The organism is Acinetobacter sp. NBRC 110496 (assembly GCF_000876115.1).
Lineage (GTDB): Bacteria > Pseudomonadota > Gammaproteobacteria > Pseudomonadales > Moraxellaceae > Acinetobacter.
In genome coordinates this window covers 1-27000 of the sequence record NZ_BBTF01000007.1, presented here as the reverse complement: position 1 = coordinate 27000, position 27000 = coordinate 1, and the positions used below count along the sequence as shown (strand labels likewise).

The window sequence follows — 27000 nt, the reverse complement described above, 5'->3', positions numbered from 1 at the left end:
CTATATTTTCATGTTAATCCCCAGTTGAAAACCTCGTCCAGGTAAGGGAGCAATATATTTCAACGGTGAATTATGCGGTCTCGCTTCTTCATTGAGTAAATTTGAACCGTTGAGGAACACATCAATATCTGAATTTTTTAATTTTAGATGCTTACTAATCTGCATATCGACCATATTAAATGCTGGCAATGGTACTTCTTCTGACACATTCTTACCCAGATATTTAGGTTGATCATAATAAATACTCGACAAACGTGCTGCCCAATCTCGTCTGCTCCATTCTACGTTGGCACCATAACGATTAGTGGGCATGTTTGGTAGATAATTACCATCATTAAATAAACTGGTCCGACTTGGATTTAGATTCTTATTTTTCACCAAATCAGCAAATGCACCCACTGTAAAAACACCCCATTGCTGAGTATTGATTTTTTGCTTGAGATCAACTTCAAAGCCTGTAATTTCAGTATCGGTTTGGGTCCAGTATTTGAGAGGGAGTCGATTGGCCGTCTGCATGCCAGAGTGCGTGAGATAGAGATAGTTCTCATATTTCATCTTATATACCGTCGCTTCCAGATTAAAATCTTTATAGCTAAATAAGCCCGTAAGCTCGGTATTTTTAGATTTTTCTGGTTCTAGTTTTTGATTGCCTTGCTCATTGATCATAATGGAATAATGATTACCGCTGGCATAAAGCTCATTAAGCTCTGGTGCACGCTCAGACACCGAATATCTGAGTTTCGCTCCAAAATAGTCATTGATTTTAAGATAGGAACCAAAACTATAACTTTCCAAATCAAAACGGGTGTCTTGTAGCTTGGTATTGGCTGAATTACGTGCAACCTTAAAATCACTATCTTTGATTGAATGATCAACACTTTCTTGGCGATAACCTGCATCAAAAGAGAGTCGTTCCAAATCAATCTTCTCTTGAATAAAGATGGCTTGGGTCTTGGTATTGACATTGGGAAGATAACGTAGCTTGCCCTGTCCTTCGACGCTTCGGTTGCTCTGACTCACACCTAGTAAACCATTCACATAGCGACTAGGTTGATGTCTCAATACAATCTCGGCTTGTTTGGTATCAAAGCGGTAATCATTTGCAAGCTGCGTACCGAGATATTCCCCCGAACGATTGATCACCTGATTCGCTTTGATATCGATCCCCTTTAGAAATGGGAGATCAAAATTAAACTGGCTATCTAGGCTATATTTTCTTTGATCAGTTTTCACAGCAACGGGCATACCATCCTCATAAGAAGATTGAAATGACTTATTTTCTAAAGAAAAACCAGGTACACCATAGGCATTCTTTTTCGAATCGGCACTCAAGCCAATATAGCCATTTTCCAAGAAATAGGTACTGCCAATCGCATAATGCTGATTTTCTAAATAACTATTCCCTAATTTACGATGGTAATTGGGGGTCACATCTTGATTAATCTTGTTTTCTTTAAATTTAGGTGTATCAGGCTTATATTCAGGATTGACTGGATTGGTATAAGTCTTACCACTCCAAACAGATGTCGGTTTATCGGTATAAAATGAAAACTGGCCATCCGCCCAATCTGGATTTTCAGTCATAAATTGGTCGATATATTTTTGCGATGCGGTGTTATAGATTTGCTGTATACGTGCATCCTTTTGGCACGCATCTGCCAAGGCTGAACTTACCCCACCCGTTGCAGGAAAAATTCCACTATTACATTGTTCAGCTTTGCTATTCCCCGGAATTTTATACGACGAAATGTCCTGTTTAGAAAATAAGAAGTTGGTTGAAAAATTACTTTGGTTATTTAAATTCAGCTTAAAGCCATGGGCATCTGTATTATTCCACCCTTTTCTCACTGCCAGTTCAAGATTGCTATTTTTGTCTGGCATATCTTTACTGATCAAACCGGTCTCGACATTGACACTTCCTCCGATCGCATTGCCGCCGTATCGAACACTATCTGATGATTTATTAATGTGAATGGCTTGGCTGAACAATGGGTCAAACGGGATACTGATATTGCCACTCATGGCATTCATGCCATAAATCGACTGCCCGTCTTCAAGAATCTGTACACGATTCCCGCTTAAACTTCGAATAACAGGTGCGCCTGCGTTGGGGCCAAAAGCACTACTTTGTACGCCTGACACCTGCTTAAGTGTATCCCCTAAAGTTTGATGTTGTGAATTGTGATTCTCTACAACGGTATTGTTCCCGATTGAAAGATCTGTTTCTGCTTTTAAACTAATCTTTGGCAAAATTACAGGACTATCCTGCTCATTTGCAGAGGCTTGATAATGAATAAATAAAATGGCGATTGCTAAGACTTTGTGACGCACGTTGAACTCCTTAATTACAATTGTTATGTTATAACATAACAATTAAGTGTTCAAACAAAACCTAAGCTCCATTTTTTCTGCTAAATATGGAATGTATGCAAAAACTTGATAGAGAAAAGCCCAGATGACTCAAAAAAATCTGAGCAATCTGGGCTTTTCTCTCTTAGTGACTAAAGTAGTTTAACGGCAGTTTTAGATAGCGAATGCCATTCGATTCCGGTTCTGGGAAGCGCCCTGCATCCATGTTAATTTGAATTGCAGGCAGAATAAGCTTGGGCATCGACAATGTCGCATCACGGCTTTGACGCATCTGTACAAAGTCTTGTTTAAGGGTTTTCATATTGATATGAATATTATGCTGCTTTTGCGTGCTAATACTGGTTTCATACACATATTTATCTCGACCTTCAGGCTTATAGTCATGACATAAGAAAACACGTGTTTGATCAGGAAGTTGATAAAGCTTTTGTACAGAATCAAATAACTGATCAGCACTTCCTTTGGGAAAGTCACAGCGCGCCGTTCCATAATCTGGCATGAATAAAGTATCGCCAACGAAAATAGCATCACCAATGATATAACTTAAGCATGCAGGAGTATGTCCCGGCGTTGGTATGTTATATGCACCTAAGTTTCCGATACTGAAGTGCTCATTGTCCTTGAATAAATAATCAAACACTTGATGCGTATTAAAATATTTAAGATCAAAATGATAAATTGCACTAAAGGTATCCTGAACAATCGCAATTTTCTCACTCATGGCAATCTTGCCACCGAGCTTTGATTTTAGATATTGGGATGCGGTTAAATGATCTGCATGAACATGCGTTTCCAGTATCCATTCAACTGTGAACGCTTGAGATTGAATGTAGGTAATAATCTGATCTGCATGTTGTGTGGAAGTCGAAGCCGAGGCAGCATCATAATCCAAAACACTGTCAATAATTGCACAATACTTTGTTTCAGGATCATGCACAACATAACTAAATGTATTGCTCTGTTCATCAAAAAAGGCTTTAACTATTGGATGTTGCATCGCATTTCTCCAGTTGTTTCGACCATAAACGATGGATTAACATCCCGATCAACATTGCGCTAATAAAATACCACACTTCAGAATATCCAAGTCCAATCAGAGTCATCGCGGGTGCTGGACAAATGCCTGAAATCCCCCAACCGATCCCAAACAAGATAGCGCCAATAATCAATTTCTTATCAATTTGATGATTGCTAGGGAATGAAATGGTTTCACCAGATAATGTTTTGGGATTGCGTAAGGCTCTTTGAAATGGAATGAATGCAACTGCAATTGCACCAATCATCACAAACATCAAGCTAATATCCCATGCACCAAAAATATCTAGAAAACTTAATACTTTCTCAGGATTTGACATGCCTGAAATCAATAGACCCAATGCAAATATACTGCCAAAAATAAATGCAAATAGATTTTTCATTATGCGGCCCCCAGAATATGACGTACTAGATACACCGTAACAAATCCAGCAAACATAAATGTGATTGTGGCAACCATCGAACGTGGAGATAATCGGCTAATCCCACAAATGCCATGCCCACTGGTACAACCTGAGCCTAAGCGAGTCCCAAAACCCACCAACAGCCCAGCAATAATCAAAGCTAAGGGAGACGACTGCATAATAATTTCAGGTTGCACAAACATTTGGTAAATAAATGGTGTAATGATTAAACCCAGTAAGAACCAAAACGCAGAACCTCTGAATAAAGTTGTAGGTTGTAAGAGCTGTGCTAGTAGGCCACTGATCCCAGCAATACGACCATTGACGTATAAATAGCCAACAGCAGCTAATCCAATCAACGCACCACCAATTAAAGCTAACAGAATACTTGTCATCATCCACCCACCAATCAATATATACATTTATAATATATTATTTTAAATAATATTGAAATTAATCTATTCAATATCCGCGTTTGAATCGTAATTTTTGCAAAAAATGACACATATTGGTCAATATTTTCTAAAATCAAGTAATTTAATTTGAGTATTGGGCATAAAACATAATGCAAACAAGCACTGTATTTCTTGAAAAGATTGACTATTCGAACTCAGAAAGTACTCTTTCTGCAAACCAAACAGGAAATACTGTCACGATAGGATTGATTTTTAGTCGATCAGCCTGTTCAATTTCTGCTAAAAAAGCTGCTTTTTCACCATTTGAAGAATTGTCAAATATAAAAGCTCTATCACTCGCTTCAATGGCTTGCATAAGTAAGTTCATGCTGCGGTAATAACGATCACGAATTTTCGGTTCTGGTACAGCATGTCCACCGGTACTCACCCGATACTGTACCCGTGCAATATTGATTTCAGGATCAATCGTTGAAACATAATACAGATAAGTTTTAAACCCTTGCTCCTGAGCCATTCTCAGAAATTCAACTTTACTGATATGCGACATAACAGTTTCAAAGGTAAAACTAATTTTTAACCTTAGAAATTCTAAACGAATAAAGTCGATAATTCGTGCAGCGAGATATGAATCAATATCCTGAATAGCAAAAACAATATGATGCTCACCTAGCAATTCAGGTTCTTGGCTTAATAAATCACAGATTTTTTGATTCAGTTTCTTCTTTTTGGTTTTTAAAAAAGCAATCAGCTTTAGTGCATCTAGAGACTCGTTATAAATCTTTAAGTCCAAGCTATGAGTCTGATTTAAGTTTTTTTCGAGTTCATCTGCATTTAGATATGCCCCAATATGGCGGGGCAATAAATATTCCTTAATCGTACTTTTACCAGAACCATTTGGGCCGGCAAACATGCGAATTCTAGGCGTAGACTGTTGCATTAACTTATACAACAGCCTTCTTTTTTTTACGTTTCAACAGAGTACGAGATGGATAAATAACGGTATAAGCGCCTGATATATCCTTGATCACTTCGGTTTCACCAGTTGAATGCTGCTTTAACAGTTGATGACCTTTGGCATAGACCACAGTAGAAGATTCACTTGCCTCTTCAAACGCATTACGGAATGCTTCTACAGCAAGCTTAGGAAGAAGGTTTTCCTCTTGCCTACTCATTTTCATGATTGTAAAAGCTGTCATTAAAGACTCCTCCGCCTGATTGCGCTTATACCTATACTAGCATAAATGTTAGTTTTGTCTATTTTTACAGCAACCAGTTTAACGAACGAGATCTTCAATACCAATCAACTTTGGTAATTTCTCAATCACCTTGTTTAACTCAGCGTTTGCAGGTGAAATACAGCCCGTATAGTGGCTTAACTTAGTGACTGTACCATCTGGACGTTTCCAAGCAAAATAAGCACTTTGCTGATCACTGGCAGTTTCAGCACAGCCGGTCGTTTTTACATTTGCACCTGTTGCCGGGCGATAGGTTTTTAACTCTTGTTGCAGCTTGTTATAAACAGAAGGATCAACGGTTAAGTCCTGGGTACCTGTTACTTTGGTATATTGTTTGCCATCAAAATGAACAGCCCCTTCAGGTGTAATTTCAACAGAATAAATTGGGCATGTACCGAAACAAGGACTAGTCGAATAACGAATGCTTTCTTGTACAGTATCCTGAGGTTGTTGAGGTGTCGTTGCGCAACCAACTAAAGAAAAAGTGAAAAGGCCCGCAAGTAATAATTTTTTCATCGGTTGATCCGTTATAAAGTATGTTATTCAAATTTAACAAATAGTAGAAATTTTGTCATTTAGATTGATGTAAAAAAAATGGAAAAATCACTTAAATTTACTTAGGCTATTTTGAATTAAACAAAAAATAAGAGCCACTCTTAGGCTAATTAAGCATGGTTTTGAGATTGAAGAATTAATCGTGCCAGCTCTAAATCATCAGCATAGGTAATTTTGATATTATCAGAACGACCTTGTACCACCTGTACAGGTTCATCCACATGTTCTAAGGCACTCGCTTCATCTGTTATCGTAATATCATGGGTTAAAGCTTTTTCAATCGCATTTTTTAGTACACCGAGTCTCGCCATTTGTGGCGTTTGTGCTTGCCATAATAATTCACGGCTTACAGTTTTTTTGATCTGGTTTTCACTGACCACCTGCTTTAAGGTATCGCGAACTGGAATAGCCAAAATTGCACTTTGATTTGAAGCTTCTGCTGTCTGAACCAACCGAGTAAGACATTCTTTCGTCACACATGGTCGCGCAGCGTCATGGACCAATACCCAATCCTCTTCATGGGCAATTTCAGATAAATAGATCAAGGCATTTAAAACAGAATGTACGCGCTCGGCACCACCTAAACAAAAATGCAGTTTATCTAGATGCTGAAAAGACAGGGTTTTTGCAAAATTATCTTGTACACCAATGGCAAGTACGCAACCTGCTAAATCTAGCGAATTCAGTCGATTGACGGTGTGCTCAAGTACTGTATGATCTTGAATATACTGATATTGTTTCAATTCAGTTTGTGAAAAACGACTGCCCGAACCTGCTGCTGGTACAACCGCCCACAGCCTAGTCTGGGTTTTCATTAGTTGCAGTGTCTTCTTTTGCGTTTGGATCAATATAAATTGGTTTGTAGTGGGTACTAATGGTACTCATTTGCACAAACGTCTCATTAGGTTTGATTAAACCCAAATCTAAACGTGCATGTTCTTCAATGGCTTCGCTACCATTTTTTAAATCAAAAACTTCTGCGGCTAAAATACGATTCCGCTCTTTTAGTTCAGTATTAATTTCTGCTTGTTGCTTAATTTGCTGAGTCAAAGCTTGATGAGGGAAATATCCCCCCTCACCTAGCCAAAATTGATACTGTAAGCTTGCCACCAAAGCGATGACAAGCACTAGAATCAATTTACTCGAGGTCGATCGAAACATCTCTATCATGAAAAATTCCTTACATCCTTCTAAGAGGAAGATCACTTGCAAATTCTATAGGATTATGAATTTGCAAAGTTTCTCTCTTTTGTAAAGAAAGATGATCAGACGTATTCAACATAGAGAAATTGACCTTATTTTAGACCTTTGAATTCAGCTTTACCGCGGTAAGCTGCTTTCGTTAATTCTTCGATACGAAGCAATTGGTTATATTTCGCTACGCGGTCAGAACGGCAAAGTGAACCCGTCTTGATTTGACCCGCTGCTGTACCTACTGCCAAGTCTGCAATAGTTGAATCTTCAGTTTCACCAGAACGGTGTGAGATTACAGTGCTATAACCATTTGCTTTCGCAAGATAGATTGCATCTAGCGTTTCAGTCAACGTACCAATCTGATTATATTTGATCAGAATCGAGTTACCCACTTTCTCATTAATACCACGTTGTAAAATCTTAGGATTGGTTACGAATAAATCGTCGCCAACCAATTGGATTTTGTCACCGAGGATTGAGGTTAAGTAGCTCCAACCTTCCCAGTCAGACTCATCCAAACCATCTTCAATCGAAATGATTGGGTATTGGTTTACAAGACCAGCTAAGTAGTCAGAGAACTGGTTGCTTGTGAATGCTTTATTACCTTCACCTGCAAGCACATATTGACCATTTTTGTAGAATTCTGAAGATGCGCAGTCAAGTGCCAGCATAATATCAGAACCAGCTTTGTAACCCGTTTGGCCAATCGCTTCAAGAATAACAGTGATTGCTTCTTCATTTGAGCGCAAGTTTGGTGCAAAACCACCTTCATCACCCACAGCAGTGTTTAAACCTTTTTTGTTTAAAACTGATTTTAACGAATGGAAGATTTCAGCACCTGCGCGTAATGCTTCAGCAAAAGAAGTAAAGCCTACAGGCTCAATCATGAACTCTTGAATATCAACATTATTGTCTGCATGCGAACCACCATTGATGATGTTCATCATTGGTACAGGCATGGTCAAAGTCGTTTGACCGCGAAGATCAGCGATATATTGGAAAAGAGGAATTTTCTTTTCATCTGCGGCAGCGCGAGCAGCAGCCAATGAAACGGCTAAAGTTGCGTTAGCACCTAATTTTTCTTTATTTTCAGTACCATCAAGTGCAATCATCGTATTATCGATGTCTTTTTGTTCGAATACTGATTTGCCCACTAAAGCATCACGGATAATCGTATTTACGTTATTAACCGCAGTTTTAACACCTTTGCCCAAATAACGTGCTTTATCGCCATCACGAAGTTCTAAAGCTTCACGAGAACCAGTTGAAGCACCAGATGGTGCACATGCACGACCAACAACCCCAGATTCTAAAATAACGTCTGCTTCGATGGTTGGGTTACCACGAGAGTCCAAAATTTCACGTGCGCGGATGTCAACGATTTGGCTCATGAACAATTCCTCTGTTGAATGAAAAACAAAATGCAAGTTACTGCATCAATGGGTGTCTAACTTCTTGAATCCTTTAACTAAAGTATCCAATTCTTTTAATTGTGCCAAGAATGGCTCAAGCTGAGATAAACGCAATGCACATGGTCCATCACATTTTGCAATTTCTGGTTCTGGATGTGCTTCCAAGAATAACCCAGCTAAACCTGTCGCCATACCTGCACGCGCTAAAGTCGTGATTTGAGCACGACGACCACCTGCAGAATCTGCACGCCCACCTGGGGTTTGCAATGCATGAGTGACATCAAAGAATACTGGCACATTCATTTCTTTCATGATATCAAAGCCAAGCATATCAACAACCAAGTTGTTATAGCCGAATGCTGAACCACGTTCACAAAGAATGAGTTTGTCATTCCCAGCTTCCAAACACTTATGCAAAATATGACGCATTTCATGTGGCGCTAAAAACTGTGCTTTTTTGATATTGATAATGGCTTGAGTTTTTGCCATTGCTTCAACAAGATCAGTCTGACGACTTAAGAAGGCAGGAAGTTGGATAATGTCGGCAACTTCAGCAACAGGCGCTGCTTGGTAAGGCTCATGAACGTCTGTGATAATCGGCACATTAAAATGCTTTTTAATCTCAGCAAGCCACTCAATTCCCTTTTCAAGACCTGGGCCACGGTAAGAGTTTAGGCTTGAGCGGTTTGCTTTATCAAAGCTCGCCTTAAATACATAAGGAATATCCAAGCGCTTGCAAATATCAACATAAGTTTCAGCAATTTCAAATGCCAAATCTTTTGACTCTAATACGTTCATTCCGCCAAATAATACAAATGGCAAATGATTTGCCATTTGTATATCGCCTAAACGTACAACTTCTTGTGGTTTTAATTGTGACATTTAAACTTTCCCAGTTTATTTAAAACTCATTACTTACTTTTGGTGCTGATTTTTAGCAGCCCCGATAAAACTAGCAAATAATGGGTGTCCATCGCGTGGTGAACTTGTAAATTCTGGGTGGAATTGTACAGCAATAAACCAAGGATGTTCAGGAATTTCTACAGTTTCAACTAAATGTTGTACTGACGAATAGCCTGAAATTTTCATACCTGCTTGTTCAAGTGCTGGAATAAAACGATCATTCATTTCATAGCGATGACGATGACGCTCAGTAATTTCGGCTTTACCATAAACCTCACGCGTCTTCGTGCCTTCAACCAATTCAGATTTTTGTGCACCTAAACGCATGGTTCCGCCCAGATCGGACTCAAGGCTACGCTGTTGTAATTCACCACGCTCATCTAACCATTCAGTGATTAAACCAATCAATGGATATTTGGTTGAGCGGTTAAATTCTGTTGAGCTTGCTTCAGGCATTGCTGCAACATTACGTGCATACTCAATCACAGCGAGTTGCATACCTAAACAAATACCAAGGAATGGGATCTTGTTTTCACGGGCATATTGAATAGCTTTCATTTTGCCTTCAGTACCACGCTCACCAAACCCGCCTGGAACCAAGATCGCATCAGCAGTACTTAAAATGCTAATGTCTTGCTGCTCAAGCTCTTCAGCATTGACATAATCAATCTGAACTTTGACACGGTTTTGAATACCAGCATGTAAAAGTGCTTCATTCACAGATTTATAAGCATCTGGAAGTTCAACATATTTACCCACCATCGCAACACGAACTGTGTATTCAGGGTTCAATAATGCTTCAACTACATTATCCCAATCTTCAAGATTTGCTTCTGGAAGATCATTGAAACCAAAACGTTCACAGATCAAGTCATCAACATTCTGTTCGTAGAATGTACGTGGAATTTGATAAATTGTTTTTGCATCTTTACATACTACAACAGCACGTGCTTCCACGTTTGTGAATAATGCAATCTTACGTTTCGTATCAACATCGACATCATATTCAGTACGGCAGATCAAGATATCTGGCTGAATCCCGATTGAAAGAAGCTCTTTCACTGAGTGTTGAGTTGGCTTGGTTTTGAGCTCAGCTGCCGATTTGATATATGGCAATAAAGTCAAATGCATAAGCATAGTACGTTTATGACCAAGTTCCACCATCAATTGACGTACTGATTCCATAAATGGAAGTGATTCGATATCACCAACCGTACCACCAATCTCAACGATTGCAACGTCGTAGCCTTCACCTGCGCGAAGTACGCGTTCTTTAATGTTGTCTGTAATATGTGGAATAACTTGAACCGTACCACCTAAGTAATCACCACGACGTTCTTTATTTAAAACATCCTGATATACGCGACCACTGGTAAAGTTATTCAGTTTGGTCATTTTCGCACGACGTAAGAAACGTTCGTAATATCCCAAATCTAAGTCAGTTTCAGCACCATCCTCTGTGACGAAAACTTCACCGTGCTGAAATGGGCTCATGGTACCTGGATCGACATTAATGTATGGATCCATTTTTACCATAGTGACTTTTAAGCCACGAGCTTCCAAAAGTGCAGCAACAGAAGCAGCAGAAATACCTTTACCTAGTGATGAAACCACACCACCAGTGACAAAAATAAAATGGGTCATTGAGTTTCTCGTACAATCGAGCCGAAATCGGCCTACAATGTTGGGCAATTTTACTGTACTCTGCCCCTATAAAGCAAAGTCAAACCGCATCAATTCAAAGAACTATAAACAACTGCTTATTCTATCAGCATTTTCGATAAAAATTTACGGGTTTTGTGGATTTTTCATACAGATATTCAGTCGAGTGATTCAAATGCATGAAAAAGTATGGCAAAAATCTACTTTTCCCGCTTACAACGTCTCAACCTCTATCTGCTAATTTGCAAGCTTTTATAAAATATAAACAAACACAACATTACACAGTGATTTCTTCACCTTGATTTGCTGTTATAATTGTTGCGTCCTTATTTAATATGTTGTTTTAGCAATGGCGAATAAAAAACTTTTAATTTGTGCAGCACTTGCGACTGGTCTTTTATTAACTGCTTGTGTCAAAAAAGAAGAACCTAAAAACGAAGAGCAGCAAGAACAGGCAGCAACCGAGAGCCAAACTCAGCCTGAACCTGCAAAAATCCAAGAGTTTGAATCTTTAGAAAGTGTTGATAAACACGAAGCTCCAGCACCTGTTGTTGAAACAACGCGTGAACAAACTCCAAATACTACCACTGAAGTTCGTCGTGAAACTCGTCCAGCTCAAACAGAAAATCCAACTGCGACTGAGACTCCACGCACTGAAGAACCAAAACCAGCTAAAACAGAGCAGCCAAAAACTGAACAAACTGTAAAAGCTGAGCAAAAACCTGCGAAGACTGAACAAGTAAAAGCACCAAAATCTTCAGCACCAGCTCAAAGTGAAGATGATGCTGTCGCTGCTGCAATTGCTGCTGCAACCCCTGCGTTAAACAATTAATCTTTTAATTGCAAAAAAGGCCAGTTCATTTCGACTGGCTTTTTTTATCTTGATCAATTTAGTAATTCTTAAAAAAATCAGCCATCAAGCGTGAAGCCCAAGACTTCACACTGAAACTTTCATAAAAACCGCAATGACTTCCCTTTTTCGTCGTCACAACCGCAATATTTTCCATTTGCTGAATTGCACCTTTATAAGGTTCCAAGTTTTTGATTGAACAGACAGGATCATCTTCAGCATTCAAAATCATCAAGGGAACTTTAATATTCTCGAAGACATAAATTGGATTAATTGCCTGACAATAACTTTGATAATCCTGAAACCCAGCCATTTCAAAATATTCTTTTTCAAAGTCTTCCAAGCTTGTTGTTGCCAACACCTTATTTACCGAAGCGACCTGCTGCCAAGTTTTTTGATAAGGGTAAATGAAATATTTAAATAACTTTTTGGTCATCATTTTACTATAAAAAGGATGTACATTTTTAAAACCTATTTCGGTGTTATAGCCTGGGCACATTGCAAACGCAGCTTTAAATGGTGTATCCGATCCTTGCTCACCTAAATAGCGTACCAAGAGCCCCGTTCCCGCAGAAGAGCCAACGGCATATAAGTTTGATGATGGAAACAAATCTTGGATATGAGCCAGTTGCTCTTTGAGGTCACTGGTCGAACCAAACAGTGAAATCTGCGGTACGGGCATTGGTAAACCCGCATGACCACGGCGCAAACATAGTGCGATTCGCCAACCAGTATATTCATGTAAGTCTTTAACCAATTCGCGCATACTCTCGGGAGTGCCCGTAATGGTATGCATAATCACAACGGTGGGCGTGTCTGCTGGTAGATCATAACCATACCAAGCAATGGCAGTGATACCACCATCCTGCATTTTAAGTTGCTCAATACGATCATATTCAAGTTTAACCGTTTTCTTCCGAATCACATCGAAATAAAGGAGATGTACATGTGTATTACTGAGCCATGGGGTCGGGCGATATTTCTGCTTTAACTGCGGCAACTTTTCTAAAACATCTTTAATTTTCCCTTTCGGGTCATAATAGATTTTAGGCTGCTCTGCACCAAGTACCGAATCAAATAGTTCTGAACCTAAGACTCTAATTTTATTTAAAGTAGATAAACTCATATTCAACCGCCACCTCTAAGGATGAGTAAATGTTTGTCGCACTAAAGCTGCGATTTGTTGCCCCCAAATGGCATAGATTTCTTTGCCTGGATGAAAACCATCACTTGCCATTGGCAAATCCAATGCCTGAAAAGTTTCAAGATCATATTGAATAAATTGAAACTGTGGCTGTGGTGCCAACCACTGTTGTAATGCCTGATTCATCTGTTGTGCATATCGCCCAAACAACCAAGCCAATGGATTAGGCAACGCTGGAAAATGCTGCATCGGCGGCACACCCGATACAATGATGAGTTTAGGTTGAAATTGGCTCTGTATATAGGTGAATACCTGTTTTTGTTGTTTAATCCACGATTTAACAGAGGTCAGTTTAGTCACATCATTGACACCAATTGAAGTGATTACAACATCATAGCACTGCTGTTCTAACTGTTGCACTGCCTGAAAAACCTGCTGTGTGGTATCACCTGTTTTAGCGTGTAGTTTCCATTGCAACAAATAGTCTTGCTGCAACTGGGAAATAATCGCTCCAGATAAAGCATCTTGCTGCGATTCAACGCCAACCCCAGCCGCCGCTGAATCGCCAAGGATAAGTAATGAAAGTGGTTTACCATTGCCAACAGAACCCTCCCGATCACCACTGGCTTCTAAAAGACGAGGTGTATTCTTCCGAACTTTCATACCTTGTATAAGAAGTATAGGAAGTAATGCAAAAGTTGAAAGCTTTAACCACATTACAAGAGTCTCAATATTACTTAGGCTATTTTAGCGAGATTAGCTTGGCTGATATTTTGCAAATCTCGCACCCATTTTCTCAGCCAACGCAGCTAAACCACTCATTGGGCGAATCATCACTTCAAAATCAATGATTTTCCCTTGTTGGTTAAATCGAACCATATCAATGCCTTTGAGCGATTTTCCGCTAACATCGGCACTAAACTCCAACACCACATTTTCCCCATCCTCAGTATAGAATTCGCGGTGATAGGTGAAATTTTCAAAAACCTGAATGACATTGGTCAAAATAAAGAAAACCACATGCTTTCCTTCATAAGGCTTATAAGCAACGGGAGAACGGAATACGACATCTTCAGCCAACAAATCATTTAAATTCGATAAGTCACCTGTTTTAATCATGTGATGCCAGTTTTCCAAAGCCTGTTTTGTTGTTTCGAGTGTCATTGTTATTTTTCCTTGTGATTTAATGGATCGGTTTATGAGCACCCCCTCCTGAAAGAGAATGCTCATCAAGATTTTATAATATGGCTGCTAACTCAGCACCTTGGCGAATTGCCCGTTTGGCATCTAATTCACCCGCTTCTTTCGCACCGCCAATCAGATGAACATTTTTACCGTCTGCTTTCAGTTGGTCGAACATTGCGGTATACGATTCTTGACCGGCACAAATCACCACATTATCGACCTCAAGCACTCGACTTTGACCATCAACGGTAATATGCAAGCCTTGGTCATCCACCTTGTCGTAACTGGCACCTGCAATCATTTTTACATCACGATGCTTTAAGCCAGTACGGTGAATCCAACCAGTTGTTTTACCTAAACCAGCACCTACCGCAGCAGTCTTACGCTGTAATAAATAAATTTCTCGTTCTGACTTTTCCAACGTTGCTGGTTTTAAGCCACCGACATGCTCATAGGCTGTATCAATCCCCCATTCAGCATAGAATTTTTGAGGATTTAAACTACCACTGTCACCTTCATGCGTTAAATATTCTGCGGTATCAAAGCCAATACCACCTGCACCAATAATGGCAACACGTTTACCAACAGGTACACGTTCTTTCAATACTTGGATATAGCTCAACACTTTTGGATGATCAATGCCGTCAATATGGAGTTGACGTGGTGTTACCCCAGTTGCAACCACAATCTCGTCATAGTTTGCCCGACTCAGCTCTTCATAAGTCGCAGTATGGTTAAGTACTAATTCAATATTGGGCTGTAATTCAATTTGACGTTTAAAGTAGCGTAAGGTCTCGTAGAACTCTTCTTTGCCTGGAATGGTCTTCGCAATATTGAATTGACCGCCAATTTGATTGCTTGCATCGAAGACTTTGACTTTATGCCCACGGCTTGCAGCGTATACTGCAAAACTTAAACCCGCAGGGCCAGCACCAATCACTGCAATATTTTTTATCGCATTGGTTTCTTTAAAAATAAGCTCTGTTTCATAGCAAGCACGCGGATTCACTAAGCAGGTTGCAATTTTCATTGAGAAAATATGATCTAAACAGGCTTGGTTACAACCAATACAGGTATTAATTTCATCACTGCGACCTTCACTTGCTTTTAATACAAACTCAGGATCAGCTAGCATTGGACGTGCCATAGACACCATATCAGCCTGCCCAGAAGCCAATACATGCTCTGCCATTTCAGGGGTATTAATACGGTTCGAGGTAATTAATGGAACTGAAACTTCGCCTTTTAGCTTCTCCGTCACCCAAGTAAATGCCGCACGAGGTACTTTGGTCGCAATCGTTGGAATACGCGCTTCATGCCAACCAATCCCTGTATTGATAATGGTTGCACCAGCTTTTTCTATTTCTTTAGCCAACTGAATGACTTCTTCTAAACTTGAACCACCCTCAACCAAATCCAGCATTGATAGGCGATAAATAATGATGAAGTTTTCACCCACTAAATCACGGGTACGCTTTACGATTTCAATCGGAAAGCGAATACGATTTTCATAGCTACCACCCCACTCATCATCACGATGATTGGTACGTGCCGCAATAAACTCATTGATCAGATAGCCTTCCGACCCCATGATTTCGACACCATCATAACCTGCGTATTGTGCCAGCTTGGCGCAGTTAGCAAAGTCATCAATTGTTTGCTGTACTTCAACTGAACTTAATGCTTTAGGCTTAATTGGATTAATCGGTGCTTGAATCGCAGAAGGTGCAACAATCTCAGGCTGATAAGAATAACGACCTGTATGTAAAATCTGCATCGCGATTTTACCACCCGCATCATGTACCGCTTGGGTGATCACCTTATGTTTTTCTGCTTCTGCAATGCTGTCTAGCTTCGATGCATGAGCAAAGGTAAGACCTGCATCATTGGGAGAAATACCACCCGTGACAATTAATCCTACATCCCCTTTGGCACGCTCAGCATAAAATGCAGCCATACGCTCATAACCTTGTGGTGCTTCTTCCAAGCCAACATGCATAGACCCCATAAGCACACGGTTTTTTAAAGTGGTAAAGCCTAAATCAAGTGGCTTTAATAAATGTGGATAAGCTGACATGTTTTCTCCTTTGGCTCGCACACTGCTAGCTAATGCAACTTGTTGCATAAAGTTATAAACAAGATTTGATTTTTATGCAACATATTGCATAATTCTGATGAGTCATTTTTTATTATGGAACATCATGTCACTCGCCCATGTTTTATTGACCAGCTTACTCGAAAAACCAAGTACAGGTTTCGAATTGGCTCGTCGCTTTGACCGTTCAATGGGCTTCTTTTGGAATGCGACTCATCAGCAAATCTATCGAGAACTCAATGGAATGCTGAAAAAAGGATGGATTTCTACATTAGAAGAACAAGCTGCGAATAGCCGAAAAAAAACTTACCAAGTCGAGCAACTTGGAAGAATAGAACTCGCTGCATGGATTGAACAACAAAGCGAACCCGCGCAATTACGCGATGACCTTATGGTGAGGTTAAGAGCGGAAGCTCAACTTGACGGTAATATCATTCTGCCGGAATTGGAACGTCATTTATCGATACATAAGGAAAAATTAAGCCTTTATCAAGCCATCCATGATAAAGATTTTAAAAATAGTGAACCAACCAACCGTGTCTTATTCATTCATAAAATGATTCTCGAACTTGGTATCATTACAGAAAGTGAATGGATAAAATGGTTGGAACAAATGATTCCTCAGCTGAGAAAGTTTGAGGAAACGGACAAGATTGGAGAAAAATAATGCCATTTTATACCATGCCGGATCAGGAAAAATTATTTGTACGACGTGTCGGCGAAGGTGAACCTGTCTTGGTTTTATCGGGGTTGGGAATGCAAAGCTGGCAATGGCTCCCGTTCTTGTTTGCCAATCGTAAACAATATGAATTTATTATCCCTGATTGGCGTGGTTTCGGTGGTTCAAAAAATTGTGCCATCCCGGACTTGGATGCCATTTCAAGCCACTGGAATGATGTAGATGCACTGATCAAACAATTAAAGCTGGACCAATTTATTTTGATGGGTTATTCCATGGGCGCAACGACGGCAATGCATGGCATGAAACATGGCGGTTTAGCAGAAAAACTTAAGGCCTACTTGCATATTGATCAAACCCCTAAAATTGCGGTCGATGAATCTTGGCAATATGGTTTATTTGGTACCAAAAACTCTCAATTTAAAAAGCTGCTACTTGAGATTCAAACCTTATTGCTCAACTATAAACATGCCCAAAAGCTTGAAGATTTACCGAATGATATTCGCTACAATCTTGTAAGCTTATGGGGGGCATTCATTGAACTTCAAGGAAGTAATAATTATAGCCCCAAGATCTTTAAGCTTGCACTAAACCGCCCATTTTTACAGAAATATTTACTACCAATTCAACGCCTTGACTACTTACTTTGGTATGTCGAAAATTATTTAAATCATGATGAAGACTATCGTGAGGCTATCAGCCAGCTGAATTGCCCAACCACTTTCTTTATTGGTCGCGAATCTACACTCTACCCAGAAACTGGACAAACCCTGATTGCCGAAAGCTTAGCGAATGCCACTGCAATTTATTTTGAGCGCTCTGGGCATACACCACTGATTACCGAACCTAGAAAATTTAGCCAGGAAATTGGACACTTCCTTTGTGCTCAAGCAACACACGCGGCTTAATTGCGCATAAATAAAAAAGCCAATCAATTCAGATTGGCTTTTTTATTTACAACTTATTTCTTCAATCTCATTTTTTCCGCAACATCCAATAAGGCCTGTTCCGTTTTATCCCATCCTAAGCAGCCGTCAGTAACTGACTGACCGTAAGTCATATCACAGGAAATCTTTTGATTGCCATCAACTAAATGGCTTTCAATCATCACACCACGCACTTTAGATTCCGCACGTTCTGCAATAATTTGCTGTAAAACCTGTGGTTGTAGTAGTGGATCTTTACCGCTGTTACCATGACTACAATCAATCACCAATGCCGGCAATTGCTTATGCTTGAAATGCATTGCCTGAATCGAAGCCAAATCATAGTTGGTACCCTGATTTGAGCCACGTAAAATTAAATGTGGTAATGGATTACCTTCACTATGCAAAATTGCAGGTAGACCTTGTTGAGTCATCCCCAAGAATTGATGGCCATGCAGTGCAGACTGAATTGCATCCAAAGCAATCTGAATCGAGCCATCTGTACCATTCTTGAAGCCAATGCTGTATGGCATATGGCTTGCTATTTCACGATGAATTTGTGATTCACTGGTACGTGCTCCAATTGCCCCCCAAGCCAATAGGTCGTCAAAATAACCTGTCGCCATTGGGCTTAAAATTTCACTGGCAATCGGTAAGCCTTTTTCAATCAGTTGTAAGTAAAGCTGACGCGATTTTTCTAAACCGAGTTGTAAGTCTGATGATCCATCTAAATTTGGATCGTATAAGAAACCTTTCCAACCCACCGTGGTACGCGGTTTTTCGATATATGCACGCATAACAAGGAAAATCTGATCTTTAACCTGTTCTTGTAATTGTTGGAGGCGATCAGCATATTCTAGTACTGCGATAGGATCATGAATTGAGCAAGGACCTGTAATCACCATCAAGCGATGATCATGTCCTGATAAAATATTCTGAATCGTTTGACGATGTTTTGAAATTTGCTGCGCTAAAGTTGCAGACAAGGGATACTGCGCTTTGAGTTGTGATGGCAAGCTAAGCATTGATTCTTTTGTATGTGTTTGTGGTTGTGTCAAAGCAGTATTTAAAGCATTCATTTTCAATTCCTTTGGACTGGCCTTCTTCGCAGTCCTATCATTTATTTGAGCAAGTGTGATCTAAGCGATGTTGATTTTTTTGCAAAGTAAAACCAAGAAATCTTGCTAAAATATGAATAGTTAAATGTGTACATGGTATTTCTCCTAAAATCTTGATTGTTAAAGCATAAAAAAACCTGATCGGTGTTGCCGATCAGGTATTAACTGGTTGGGCAACCTTTTTGCTGCCCGAAACGCATCAGGCAACGATCAATATTGCCAAAAGTAAAAGTATGCGTTGGTGTTTACAGTATGCTTTAACATCTTTATTTCAAATATCTAAAAAACGGTGTCTAACTATTAAATTACGCACTATTTCAGCATTTGACAAGCACTTTTTATATTTTTTTAATGCTATCTTCAAAACCTTAAAGTTTGACCTTTCGCCAGTTCCCCCATAGAATAGTGTAAAAATAAACCAATTTGAGATTACGCCAATGAAGTAAGTTCTATTTCCATCATCAAAGTTCATTTTTCTTTTTGATGTGCAAAATAGACTTAGCTATCGTTTAGCGCTTCCTTATTCTAAAACTTATCTCGATCTCTCTATTTTGCATATCCTGTTTATGAGGTTTCTTATGACTCAACAGGCATGTATTATTTCCAACCTATCCCTTGAATTAGCCCAGCAAAAACTGTTTGATCGGCTTAGCTTTCAACTTCCATTACATCAGTTCACAGGACTGGTCGGGCGCAATGGTCAAGGCAAATCAGTATTGATGTCTCTTCTGCATGAACAGACAAAATTCAAGCTACCCTATTCAGGCCAAATTTCTTGGCAATGCCCACATCAATATTTAACTCAGCTTCAGCGCGTACAAGCAGATACTATCGCTCAAGCTTTACATATTGAAGATTTAAACGGATGCTTTGAGCGAATCCAGCAAGGTACGGCAACTTTTACAGATTATGATCAGGTTGAAGGGCTTTGGCATTTACCCACAGAATGGCAGCAGCTTTTGCAAAGTGCAGGCTTACCTATAAATCTTGATACACCCATTCAGCATTTAAGCGAGGGCCAAAAAACCAAACTCGCGCTATGCCGTTTATTTTTACTCAAAGATCATTACCTGCTGCTCGATGAACCAAGCAATCACTTAGATAACCAAGGACGTGAATGGCTGATCCAACAAATGTCTCAACACCGAACGGGTGGACTGATCATTAGTCATGACCGACAACTATTGGCACATGTACAAGGCATTCTTGCTTTAAATCAGTTAGGTTTACACTATTACGGTGGTAATTATACGCTTTATCAACAGCAGCAACTGTTGCAGGTCGAAGCTTTATCCCAAGCTGTTCAGCAAGAAAAACGCGAGTTAAAACAACTAAAAGAGCAACAGCATCAAAGCCAGATGAAAGCGCAGAAACGTCAAAAATCTGGTGAAAAGTTAAGAGCCTCTGGATCTCAAGCCCCCATCTTACTCGATGCCAAGAAAGAACAATCCGAGCAATCTCTTTCTCACCTCAGAAAACAACAGAGCAAACAGCTTGCAGATGCCAAAGATGAGTTACAGCAAAAGCAAACGCAACTGGAACATCTTAAATCACAATTTTTTGAGTTTACCCAAAAGACGGTTAAATCAGGTGAGATTTTACGCTGCCAGCAATTACAACTTGCTTACGCAAAAACACAACCAATTGATCTAGCGCTATCGACTGGTGAAAAATTGCATTTAAGTGGCGCAAATGGTACCGGTAAGTCCACTTTACTCAAAACCCTTCAAGGCTTAATCCCGCCACTTGCAGGAGAGATTTATTGCAAAGTAAGCTCTGTTTATCTGGATCAGAATCTTTCATTACTCAATGAAAGTCTATCTGCCGTTGAATATTTATGTGGTATTAACCCCGATCTGACTGAGCAACAAGCACGCACCCTCTTGGGCAACTTACAAATTCGTAGAGATAAAGCCCTTAGCTCTATAAGAAATTTAAGTGGTGGTGAACGCTTAAAAGTCGCTTTGCTTGCGTTGAAACAACAAGCTGTTGAACTATTACTTTTAGATGAACCAGAAAACCATCTTGATATTGAATCTCGCGAGTTACTCGCTCAAGCTATTCACTCATTTCATGGTGCAGTGATATTGGTATCCCATGATGAAAATTTTGTTGGAGAGTGCGGGATTACAGCATCGTATCTGTTGGGATAATTTTTAATTTTTTAAAATTCAGGCATGGCAAAATAATGTTCATGCCTGAATGAAACAGTCACTTCAAGCGACCTGATTGTTTTAAGATTTAAATAGCATCATCAAAACTTATAATTAAGGGTTGCCATAAAATTACGTAGCTCCCCCCAAGTATTGATTGCCGTTCTTTTATAGACTGTATTTCCGACATTATCAACATTGACCGCAATACTGAGATCTGGATTGATCTGATATTTCCCCATTAGATTCAATAAAGCATAGTCATCTTGTCGATTAAACTGAGTTGCTACGCCGCGTGCACGTGTATCAAAAATTTCACTTTGCCAATTCACCCCAGCCCCTAATGTCAATTTATCCCATTGATAGGTTGTGAACAATTTCAGCGTCTGTCGTGGAAGTGAACTTCCTGTAGCTGTTGTTAAGGTTTTTCCATCCCGATCTTTTGCATCTGTGTAAGTATATCCACCAGAAATATGCCAATAAGGACTCAATTCACCAGCAACCGATAACTCTATGCCCTTTACCTTAGCGCCATTCACTGCAATATAAGCAAATTCACCATCAGTAGTAAACTTCTCACCATCTCTAACAGCAAAGTTATCTTGCTTGGTTTCGAAGTAAGCAAGGTTGGTATTTAAGCGTTGATTAAAGAATTCTGCTTTTAAGCCTATTTCTACACTATTTCCCTCTTCTGGGTCTAAGAATTGGCCTGTAACATTTTTTCGAGTAGATGGATTAAAAATAGAGGTATAGCTTGTATATGCAGAGATCTGATCATTTATATCTAAAATCAAACCTACATAAGGCGTATAAATATGACTTTGTTTTTGTTCAGCCCCTGTACTTTTGCGCTCCCAACTACTCAAACGTGAGCCTAAAATCAGTTTTACTGGATCTGCTAACTGTAGTTTGGCCGAGGCAAACCCACCAATCTGATATTCATCGGTTATCGTCCGCCCTATAGGAGTCAAATTGATATAGTCTCCCACATCACCATGGTAGTCTTGGATCGGTCTAGATGAAAATTGCCAAACTTTATAAGCAGGATCATTGGCATTTACTTTGTATCCATTAATCCCAAAACTTAATTCATGCTCACGACCAAGTGCTTGAAACCGCCCCGAAACAAAACTATCAATTGCATGAACTTCCGGTGTATTTATAAACTTACTCCCATGAATACTCATTTCTCCCGGCTTTAAGATAATAGGGTTACCATCCCAGTCAGTACCGTTGACGACACCATTTTCATCTTGATAATTTAGAGTATAGCCTGCTATGTTTTTAATTTGATCGCTGTCTGTCTTGGCATAACTATAGTTAATCACCCCTTTCCAATCTGGACTAAATTGATGTTCTAAGCCCAGTACAACATATAAATTATCTACTTTAAGATTTGAATCGTGAGTGGCTGGATTATCCCTTGGTCCAAATGTGGTTTGTTTCAAACCATCCCCACTCACAAATGGAAAACCATGTTGTGCGGCATTGTAAATTTTATTTTGTTGTAAACTCAGTGCAGTTGTTAATGTCGTCTGATCACTGAGCTCATAATCTACTGTGCCATACAGTAAAGTAAAATCTTTATGATAACGATCTTGCTGATTGCCTCCTGACGAATGTGCCGCAACCAATCGTCCTTTCAAAGTTTTATCTGTATTTAATCCACCCGATACATCAAATTGACTACGGTATCGATCCCAACTTCCCGCCTGAACTTTAATCGAGCCTTGTGTATTTTCAGTCGCGCGTTTACGGATATAATTAATACTGGCACTTGGATTACCTGAACCACCCAACAGACCTGTAGCACCTTTTAAAATTTCGATACGGTCATAAATGGCCGTGTCCTCCAAACCAATGTTATAAGCTCCACCAAAAGATGCCGCACTGGTTGGAATACCATCGCGCATAAAATTATTGAGCTTAAAACCACGAGCGTAATAATCTGAAAAGCCAGCACCTTCTTGTCCATGCTGACTTCTACTTACCCCAGGTGTTTCCTCTAAAACTCTGCTTATATCTGTTAGATTTTGATCCTCTATCTGCTGCTGCGTCAGCACTGTTAAGCTCTGTGGAGTATCTTTTAAATTTAAATCGAGTTTAGTTGAGCTTCGACTTGATTGAACAGTATAGCTCTCATGATTGTCTTCAGCTTTAACCGTTATTGTAGGCAATGTATTGGTTGTGTCGGCTGCCCACACATCTGAACCAATTACCAAGGAAATCGCTGATACTAAAATTCTGGGAGAAAATACACTTCTGTTGGAAACTAAGGATTCCATGAACACACTCGATTGTAAAAATGAAAATAAAAATCATTATCAATCGTAGCAATATTCTGTCAGCCTGATTTTCATAACAGGCCGTAAAAGTAGCCTTTTTGTGCCTAAATTCGGCTTATCATGGCCTCGCTTATTTAATTTGAATAATAAGCATAACCTAGTGCTTTGATGTTGTTTTACTTTTCTTATTCAAAAATTAAGCATGGTATATACCATGCTTAATGAAACTAACGCACTAAACCTTGCGGTTGCAAAATGATTAGACTTGCGCCACACAAAACAACGAAACCACCTAAAACATCCCAACGTGTTAGCATGATTTGATCAACATAACGTAGCCACAATAATGCAGTAAATATATAAATTCCACCATAAGCCGCATAAATACGACCTGATGCCGCAGGGTGCAAAGTCAGCAACCATACAAAGACCGCCAAGCTTAGTGCTGTGGGAATCCATAACCAATTTGACTTGCCTTGATTCAAAATTAAATAAGGGAAATAACAACCCAGAATTTCAGCAATTGCTGTGACGAAAAATAACCCAAATACTTTAAGTACTTGGGTTATCGAGAAAGATAGTTCAAACATTAAGCAGGTTCAGCACTCGGGTTAATATGATCTTCAAAGACTTCCAATTTTAAGCCGACTTCTTTGCCATTTTCTGTTTTTACAGAAACTGCCACATTACCACCATGCTCAGCAAGTTCACCAAACAAAATCATCTCAGCAAGCGGCTTTTTCAAATGTTCCTGAATCAGACGTTGCATTGGACGAGCCCCCATGAGACGGTCGTAGCCATTGGCTGATAACCAGTCACGTGCACTTTGATCAACATCAAGTACCACCTGTTTTTCATCAAGCTGTGCTTGTAACTCAGTCAAGAATTTGTCTACCACTGAATCGATGATCGTGGTCGGAAGTGCTTTAAATTGAATCACGCCATCCAAACGGTTACGGAATTCAGGCGAGAATGCACGTTTCATTGCATCTTGGTTATCTGCACTATGATCTTGCTCAGTGAAACCAATACTTGCACGGACAATACTCTCTGCGCCAATATTGGTGGTGAGCACAATAATCACATTTCTGAAGTCAGATTTGCGACCATTATTATCAGTCAAAGCACCATGATCCATGACTTGTAATAACAAGTTAAATACATCTGGGTGCGCCTTCTCGATTTCATCTAATAACAAGACACAATGCGGATTTTTATGAATCGCGTCGGTCAGTAAACCACCTTGATCATAACCAACATAACCCGGAGGCGCACCGATCAAACGAGAAACTGCATGACGTTCCATATACTCAGACATATCAAAACGAACCAGCTCTACACCTAACAACTTGGCAAGCTGTTTGGTCACTTCGGTTTTACCCACACCTGTTGGGCCAGCAAACACAAAGCTGCCGACTGGTTTATCTGGTGCTTTTAAACCTGCCCGTGATAATTTGATCGCTGAAGCAAGCGCTGTAATCGCCTCATCCTGACCAAACACCACACGTTTCAGATCACGTTCCAGATTTTCAAGTACCGACTTGTCATCTTTAGATACCGTTTTCGGTGGAATACGGGCAATCTTGGAAACAATATCTTCAATATTTTCAACTGAAATCGTTGTGCCATCAATCTCAGCTTTTAAACGGCGTTGAGCCCCAGCCTCATCAATGACATCAATTGCTTTGTCTGGCAAGAAGCGATCATTGATAAATTTAGCTGATAACTCAACTGCAGCAACCAATGCTTTGTCATCATATTCGACATGATGGAAATCTTCGAACTTGTTTTTCAAACCACGTAAAATTTCAATCGTTTCATTAATGCTTGGTTCATTCACATCAATCTTTTGGAAACGGCGAGACAAGGCATGGTCTTTTTCGAATACCTGACGATATTCCTGGAAAGTTGTTGAACCGATACAACGCAAGGTCCCATTCGCCAAAGCAGGTTTAATTAAATTCGATGCGTCCATTGTGCTACCCATACTCGAACCAGCACCAATGATCATATGAATTTCATCGATAAATAAAATCACATTTGGATTTTTTTTCAACGCATTCAAAAGCTGTTTCAAACGCTTTTCAAAGTCACCACGATATTTAGTCCCTGCAACCAAGGCACCAATGTCTAAACTATAAACTTCTGCATTCGCCAATGGTTTTGGTGCTTTACCATTCACAATCAGCCATGCCAAACCTTCAGCAATCGAAGTTTTGCCTACACCAGGGTCACCCACTAAAAGTGGATTGTTTTTACGACGACGGCATAAAATTTGTGCTGCACGCTCAATTTCTTTCTCACGACCAATTAACGGATCCGTTTTGCCCTTTTGCGCTTCGACATTTAAGTTCAGCGTGTATTGTTCAAGTGGTCCAGCATTTGCTGAAGCTGCACTTTCGCCTTCAATATCTTCGACTTCTTCTTCAACCTGAATCTCATCTTTGCGTGTGCCATGAGATAGATATTGAGTCAAAGTTAAACGGTTAATTTGATGGCGTTTAAGCAAATAAACCGCAAATGAATCTCGTTCTGAATACATCGCAACTAAAACGTCAGCACCTTCAACCGTACGGTCACCGCCGCTTGATTGAACATGGAAGATGGCACGCTGTAAAATTCGATCAAAACTCTCTGTTGGATGAGGGGCTTGTTCGCTATTATCACCAAGTTTTGGGGTATGTTGCTCTACATATTCCTCTAATTCTTTACGTAAAGTAACGATATCCGCGCCACATGCTTTTAATGCATTCACAGCAGAATCATTATCTAGCAAGGCAAGCAACAAATGTTCAACTGTCAGAAACTCATGTCTCTTTTGACGAGCCATGCTAACAGCCAAACGTAACGATACTTCTAATTGACGACTGAGCATGTAACCCCCTTATATCTTGGGCTTTCTCAAAAAAAAAGACACTTCTTTTAGTGAAAAAGCTGATTATTGACTTGATCCGCTGAGCTTCTCAAAGCGTAATTGAATATACGTCTACAAGCCTCTTTGCTTCATAATCTACTGTTAGCATTAGTTGAGTATCTTGGTCAAGATTCAAAACCAAGTATTGTTGTAAAAATTCAATTACAAAGAGAATAGGACTAATCCAATTGTTCAAAAAGACAGCGAAATAGTTATTAATTTATGAAACCACATTAAACCTATGAAAAATTGTAATACTTTATGGCCTTACCTAAAGCCTAACAAATCATACATAGGTTTAACATAGAAATACTCAGTATATTGTTTCATGTTTTTAGCATAAAACAATATATGCTTTGAACCATCTTTATCTCGAAAGCTGAAATGAAAGTGATATTTCTTAACACTTTCACGCATAACATCTAAGCCATATTACGACGCAAGGTCTTGCGCATGAGGAATAGC

Annotated in this window: 25 protein-coding genes; 4 read left to right on the top strand and 21 right to left on the bottom strand. The window is 39.6% G+C overall.

Going from position 1 to position 27000, the window contains the following annotated elements; all coding sequences use genetic code 11:
• The 12 genes from Aba26S_RS05660 to Aba26S_RS05605 all read right to left on the bottom strand — a co-directional run bounded on the left by Aba26S_RS05660 (position 1) and on the right by Aba26S_RS05605 (position 11168).
• Positions 1-2331, bottom strand: coding sequence for a TonB-dependent receptor (locus Aba26S_RS05660; RefSeq protein ID WP_043970589.1), 2331 nt, complete (start codon positions 2329-2331; stop codon positions 1-3).
• Positions 2332-2494: 163 nt separating this feature from the next.
• Entirely contained in the window at positions 2495-3367 is an 873-nt protein-coding gene (locus tag Aba26S_RS05655) for an MBL fold metallo-hydrolase (RefSeq protein ID WP_043970585.1), read from the bottom strand.
• Positions 3348-3788, bottom strand: coding sequence for a YeeE/YedE family protein (locus tag Aba26S_RS05650; protein WP_043970582.1), 441 nt, complete (start codon positions 3786-3788; stop codon positions 3348-3350). The genes Aba26S_RS05655 and Aba26S_RS05650 overlap by 20 nt, the downstream gene beginning before the upstream one ends.
• Positions 3788-4204, bottom strand: coding sequence for a YeeE/YedE family protein (locus Aba26S_RS05645; RefSeq protein WP_010590017.1), 417 nt, complete (start codon positions 4202-4204; stop codon positions 3788-3790). Before Aba26S_RS05645 ends, Aba26S_RS05650 begins: the two co-directional genes overlap by 1 nt.
• Positions 4205-4409: 205 nt before the next feature.
• Positions 4410-5162, bottom strand: a complete 753-nt coding sequence (locus tag Aba26S_RS05640; protein WP_005241718.1) for a hypothetical protein — start codon at positions 5160-5162, stop codon at positions 4410-4412.
• A gap of 4 nt (positions 5163-5166) precedes the next feature.
• Positions 5167-5421, bottom strand: a complete 255-nt coding sequence (locus Aba26S_RS05635) for a hypothetical protein (protein WP_005241725.1) — start codon at positions 5419-5421, stop codon at positions 5167-5169.
• A gap of 78 nt (positions 5422-5499) precedes the next feature.
• Complete coding sequence (locus Aba26S_RS05630; protein ID WP_005241726.1) at positions 5500-5976, bottom strand: DUF6438 domain-containing protein; 477 nt, start codon at positions 5974-5976, stop codon at positions 5500-5502.
• 149 nt (positions 5977-6125) lie between these two features.
• Positions 6126-6830: a 2-C-methyl-D-erythritol 4-phosphate cytidylyltransferase gene (gene ispD, locus Aba26S_RS05625; RefSeq protein WP_043970579.1), complete on the bottom strand. Its 705-nt coding sequence runs from the start codon at positions 6828-6830 to the stop codon at positions 6126-6128.
• On the bottom strand, positions 6814-7185 hold the full coding sequence (ftsB, locus tag Aba26S_RS05620) for a cell division protein FtsB (protein ID WP_005241728.1): 372 nt from the start codon (positions 7183-7185) through the stop codon (positions 6814-6816). Before ftsB ends, ispD begins: the two co-directional genes overlap by 17 nt.
• Positions 7186-7310: 125 nt before the next feature.
• On the bottom strand, positions 7311-8600 hold the full coding sequence (gene eno, locus Aba26S_RS05615; RefSeq protein WP_005241729.1) for a phosphopyruvate hydratase: 1290 nt from the start codon (positions 8598-8600) through the stop codon (positions 7311-7313).
• Between the two features lie 45 nt (positions 8601-8645).
• Positions 8646-9503 carry a 3-deoxy-8-phosphooctulonate synthase gene (gene kdsA, locus Aba26S_RS05610; RefSeq protein ID WP_005241730.1) on the bottom strand — a complete coding sequence of 286 codons (858 nt, stop codon included), beginning with the start codon at positions 9501-9503 and terminating at the stop codon, positions 8646-8648.
• A 33-nt stretch (positions 9504-9536) separates the two neighbouring features.
• Positions 9537-11168 (bottom strand): CTP synthase, encoded by a 1632-nt coding sequence (locus Aba26S_RS05605; RefSeq protein ID WP_005241732.1) that lies wholly within the window; start codon positions 11166-11168, stop codon positions 9537-9539.
• Between the two features lie 367 nt (positions 11169-11535).
• Here Aba26S_RS05605 and Aba26S_RS05600 point away from each other — a divergent pair, with 367 nt between their 5' ends.
• A complete protein-coding gene (locus Aba26S_RS05600; RefSeq protein ID WP_005241733.1) occupies positions 11536-12018 on the top strand; it encodes a hypothetical protein in 483 nt (160 codons plus the stop codon).
• A 58-nt stretch (positions 12019-12076) separates the two neighbouring features.
• Here Aba26S_RS05600 and Aba26S_RS05595 read toward each other — a convergent pair whose 3' ends face one another.
• The 4 genes from Aba26S_RS05595 to Aba26S_RS05580 form a co-directional block, all read right to left on the bottom strand.
• Positions 12077-13162 (bottom strand): YheT family hydrolase, encoded by a 1086-nt coding sequence (locus Aba26S_RS05595; protein ID WP_005241735.1) that lies wholly within the window; start codon positions 13160-13162, stop codon positions 12077-12079.
• A 15-nt stretch (positions 13163-13177) separates the two neighbouring features.
• The gene (locus Aba26S_RS05590; RefSeq protein WP_043970573.1) at positions 13178-13897 is read right to left on the bottom strand and encodes an SGNH/GDSL hydrolase family protein; all 720 of its coding nucleotides are present in this window, start codon (positions 13895-13897) and stop codon (positions 13178-13180) included.
• Positions 13898-13936: 39 nt separating this feature from the next.
• Entirely contained in the window at positions 13937-14344 is a 408-nt protein-coding gene (locus tag Aba26S_RS05585; protein ID WP_005241738.1) for a nuclear transport factor 2 family protein, read from the bottom strand.
• 73 nt (positions 14345-14417) lie between these two features.
• Entirely contained in the window at positions 14418-16442 is a 2025-nt protein-coding gene (locus Aba26S_RS05580; RefSeq protein WP_043970572.1) for an NADPH-dependent 2,4-dienoyl-CoA reductase, read from the bottom strand.
• Between the two features lie 124 nt (positions 16443-16566).
• On the opposite strand from Aba26S_RS05580, the gene Aba26S_RS05575 reads away from it, so the two are divergent.
• Both Aba26S_RS05575 and Aba26S_RS05570 read left to right on the top strand, forming a co-directional pair.
• Positions 16567-17127 carry a PadR family transcriptional regulator gene (locus Aba26S_RS05575; protein ID WP_043970570.1) on the top strand — a complete coding sequence of 187 codons (561 nt, stop codon included), beginning with the start codon at positions 16567-16569 and terminating at the stop codon, positions 17125-17127.
• Positions 17127-18047, top strand: coding sequence for an alpha/beta fold hydrolase (locus Aba26S_RS05570; RefSeq protein ID WP_043970569.1), 921 nt, complete (start codon positions 17127-17129; stop codon positions 18045-18047). Before Aba26S_RS05575 ends, Aba26S_RS05570 begins: the two co-directional genes overlap by 1 nt.
• Before the next feature lie 53 nt (positions 18048-18100).
• Here the strand turns inward: Aba26S_RS05570 and Aba26S_RS05565 are convergent, their stop codons facing one another.
• A complete protein-coding gene (locus Aba26S_RS05565) occupies positions 18101-19144 on the bottom strand; it encodes a 3-deoxy-7-phosphoheptulonate synthase (protein ID WP_043970568.1) in 1044 nt (347 codons plus the stop codon).
• Positions 19145-19761: 617 nt separating this feature from the next.
• Here Aba26S_RS05565 and Aba26S_RS05560 point away from each other — a divergent pair.
• Positions 19762-21336, top strand: coding sequence for an ATP-binding cassette domain-containing protein (locus Aba26S_RS05560; RefSeq protein WP_043970566.1), 1575 nt, complete (start codon positions 19762-19764; stop codon positions 21334-21336).
• Between the two features lie 101 nt (positions 21337-21437).
• On the opposite strand, the gene Aba26S_RS05555 is transcribed toward Aba26S_RS05560, so the two are convergent.
• From Aba26S_RS05555 to Aba26S_RS05540, 4 genes are all read right to left on the bottom strand, one after another.
• Complete coding sequence (locus tag Aba26S_RS05555) at positions 21438-23621, bottom strand: TonB-dependent siderophore receptor (RefSeq protein ID WP_043970564.1); 2184 nt, start codon at positions 23619-23621, stop codon at positions 21438-21440.
• 227 nt (positions 23622-23848) lie between these two features.
• Positions 23849-24211 carry a YnfA family protein gene (locus tag Aba26S_RS05550; RefSeq protein WP_005241760.1) on the bottom strand — a complete coding sequence of 121 codons (363 nt, stop codon included), beginning with the start codon at positions 24209-24211 and terminating at the stop codon, positions 23849-23851.
• Positions 24211-26496, bottom strand: a complete 2286-nt coding sequence (gene clpA / locus Aba26S_RS05545; RefSeq protein ID WP_043970562.1) for an ATP-dependent Clp protease ATP-binding subunit ClpA — start codon at positions 26494-26496, stop codon at positions 24211-24213. Before clpA ends, Aba26S_RS05550 begins: the two co-directional genes overlap by 1 nt.
• 88 nt (positions 26497-26584) lie before the next feature.
• Positions 26585-26731 carry an ATP-dependent Clp protease adaptor ClpS gene (locus Aba26S_RS05540; protein ID WP_245106440.1) on the bottom strand — a complete coding sequence of 49 codons (147 nt, stop codon included), beginning with the start codon at positions 26729-26731 and terminating at the stop codon, positions 26585-26587.
• Between the last annotated feature and the right edge of the window lie 269 nt (positions 26732-27000).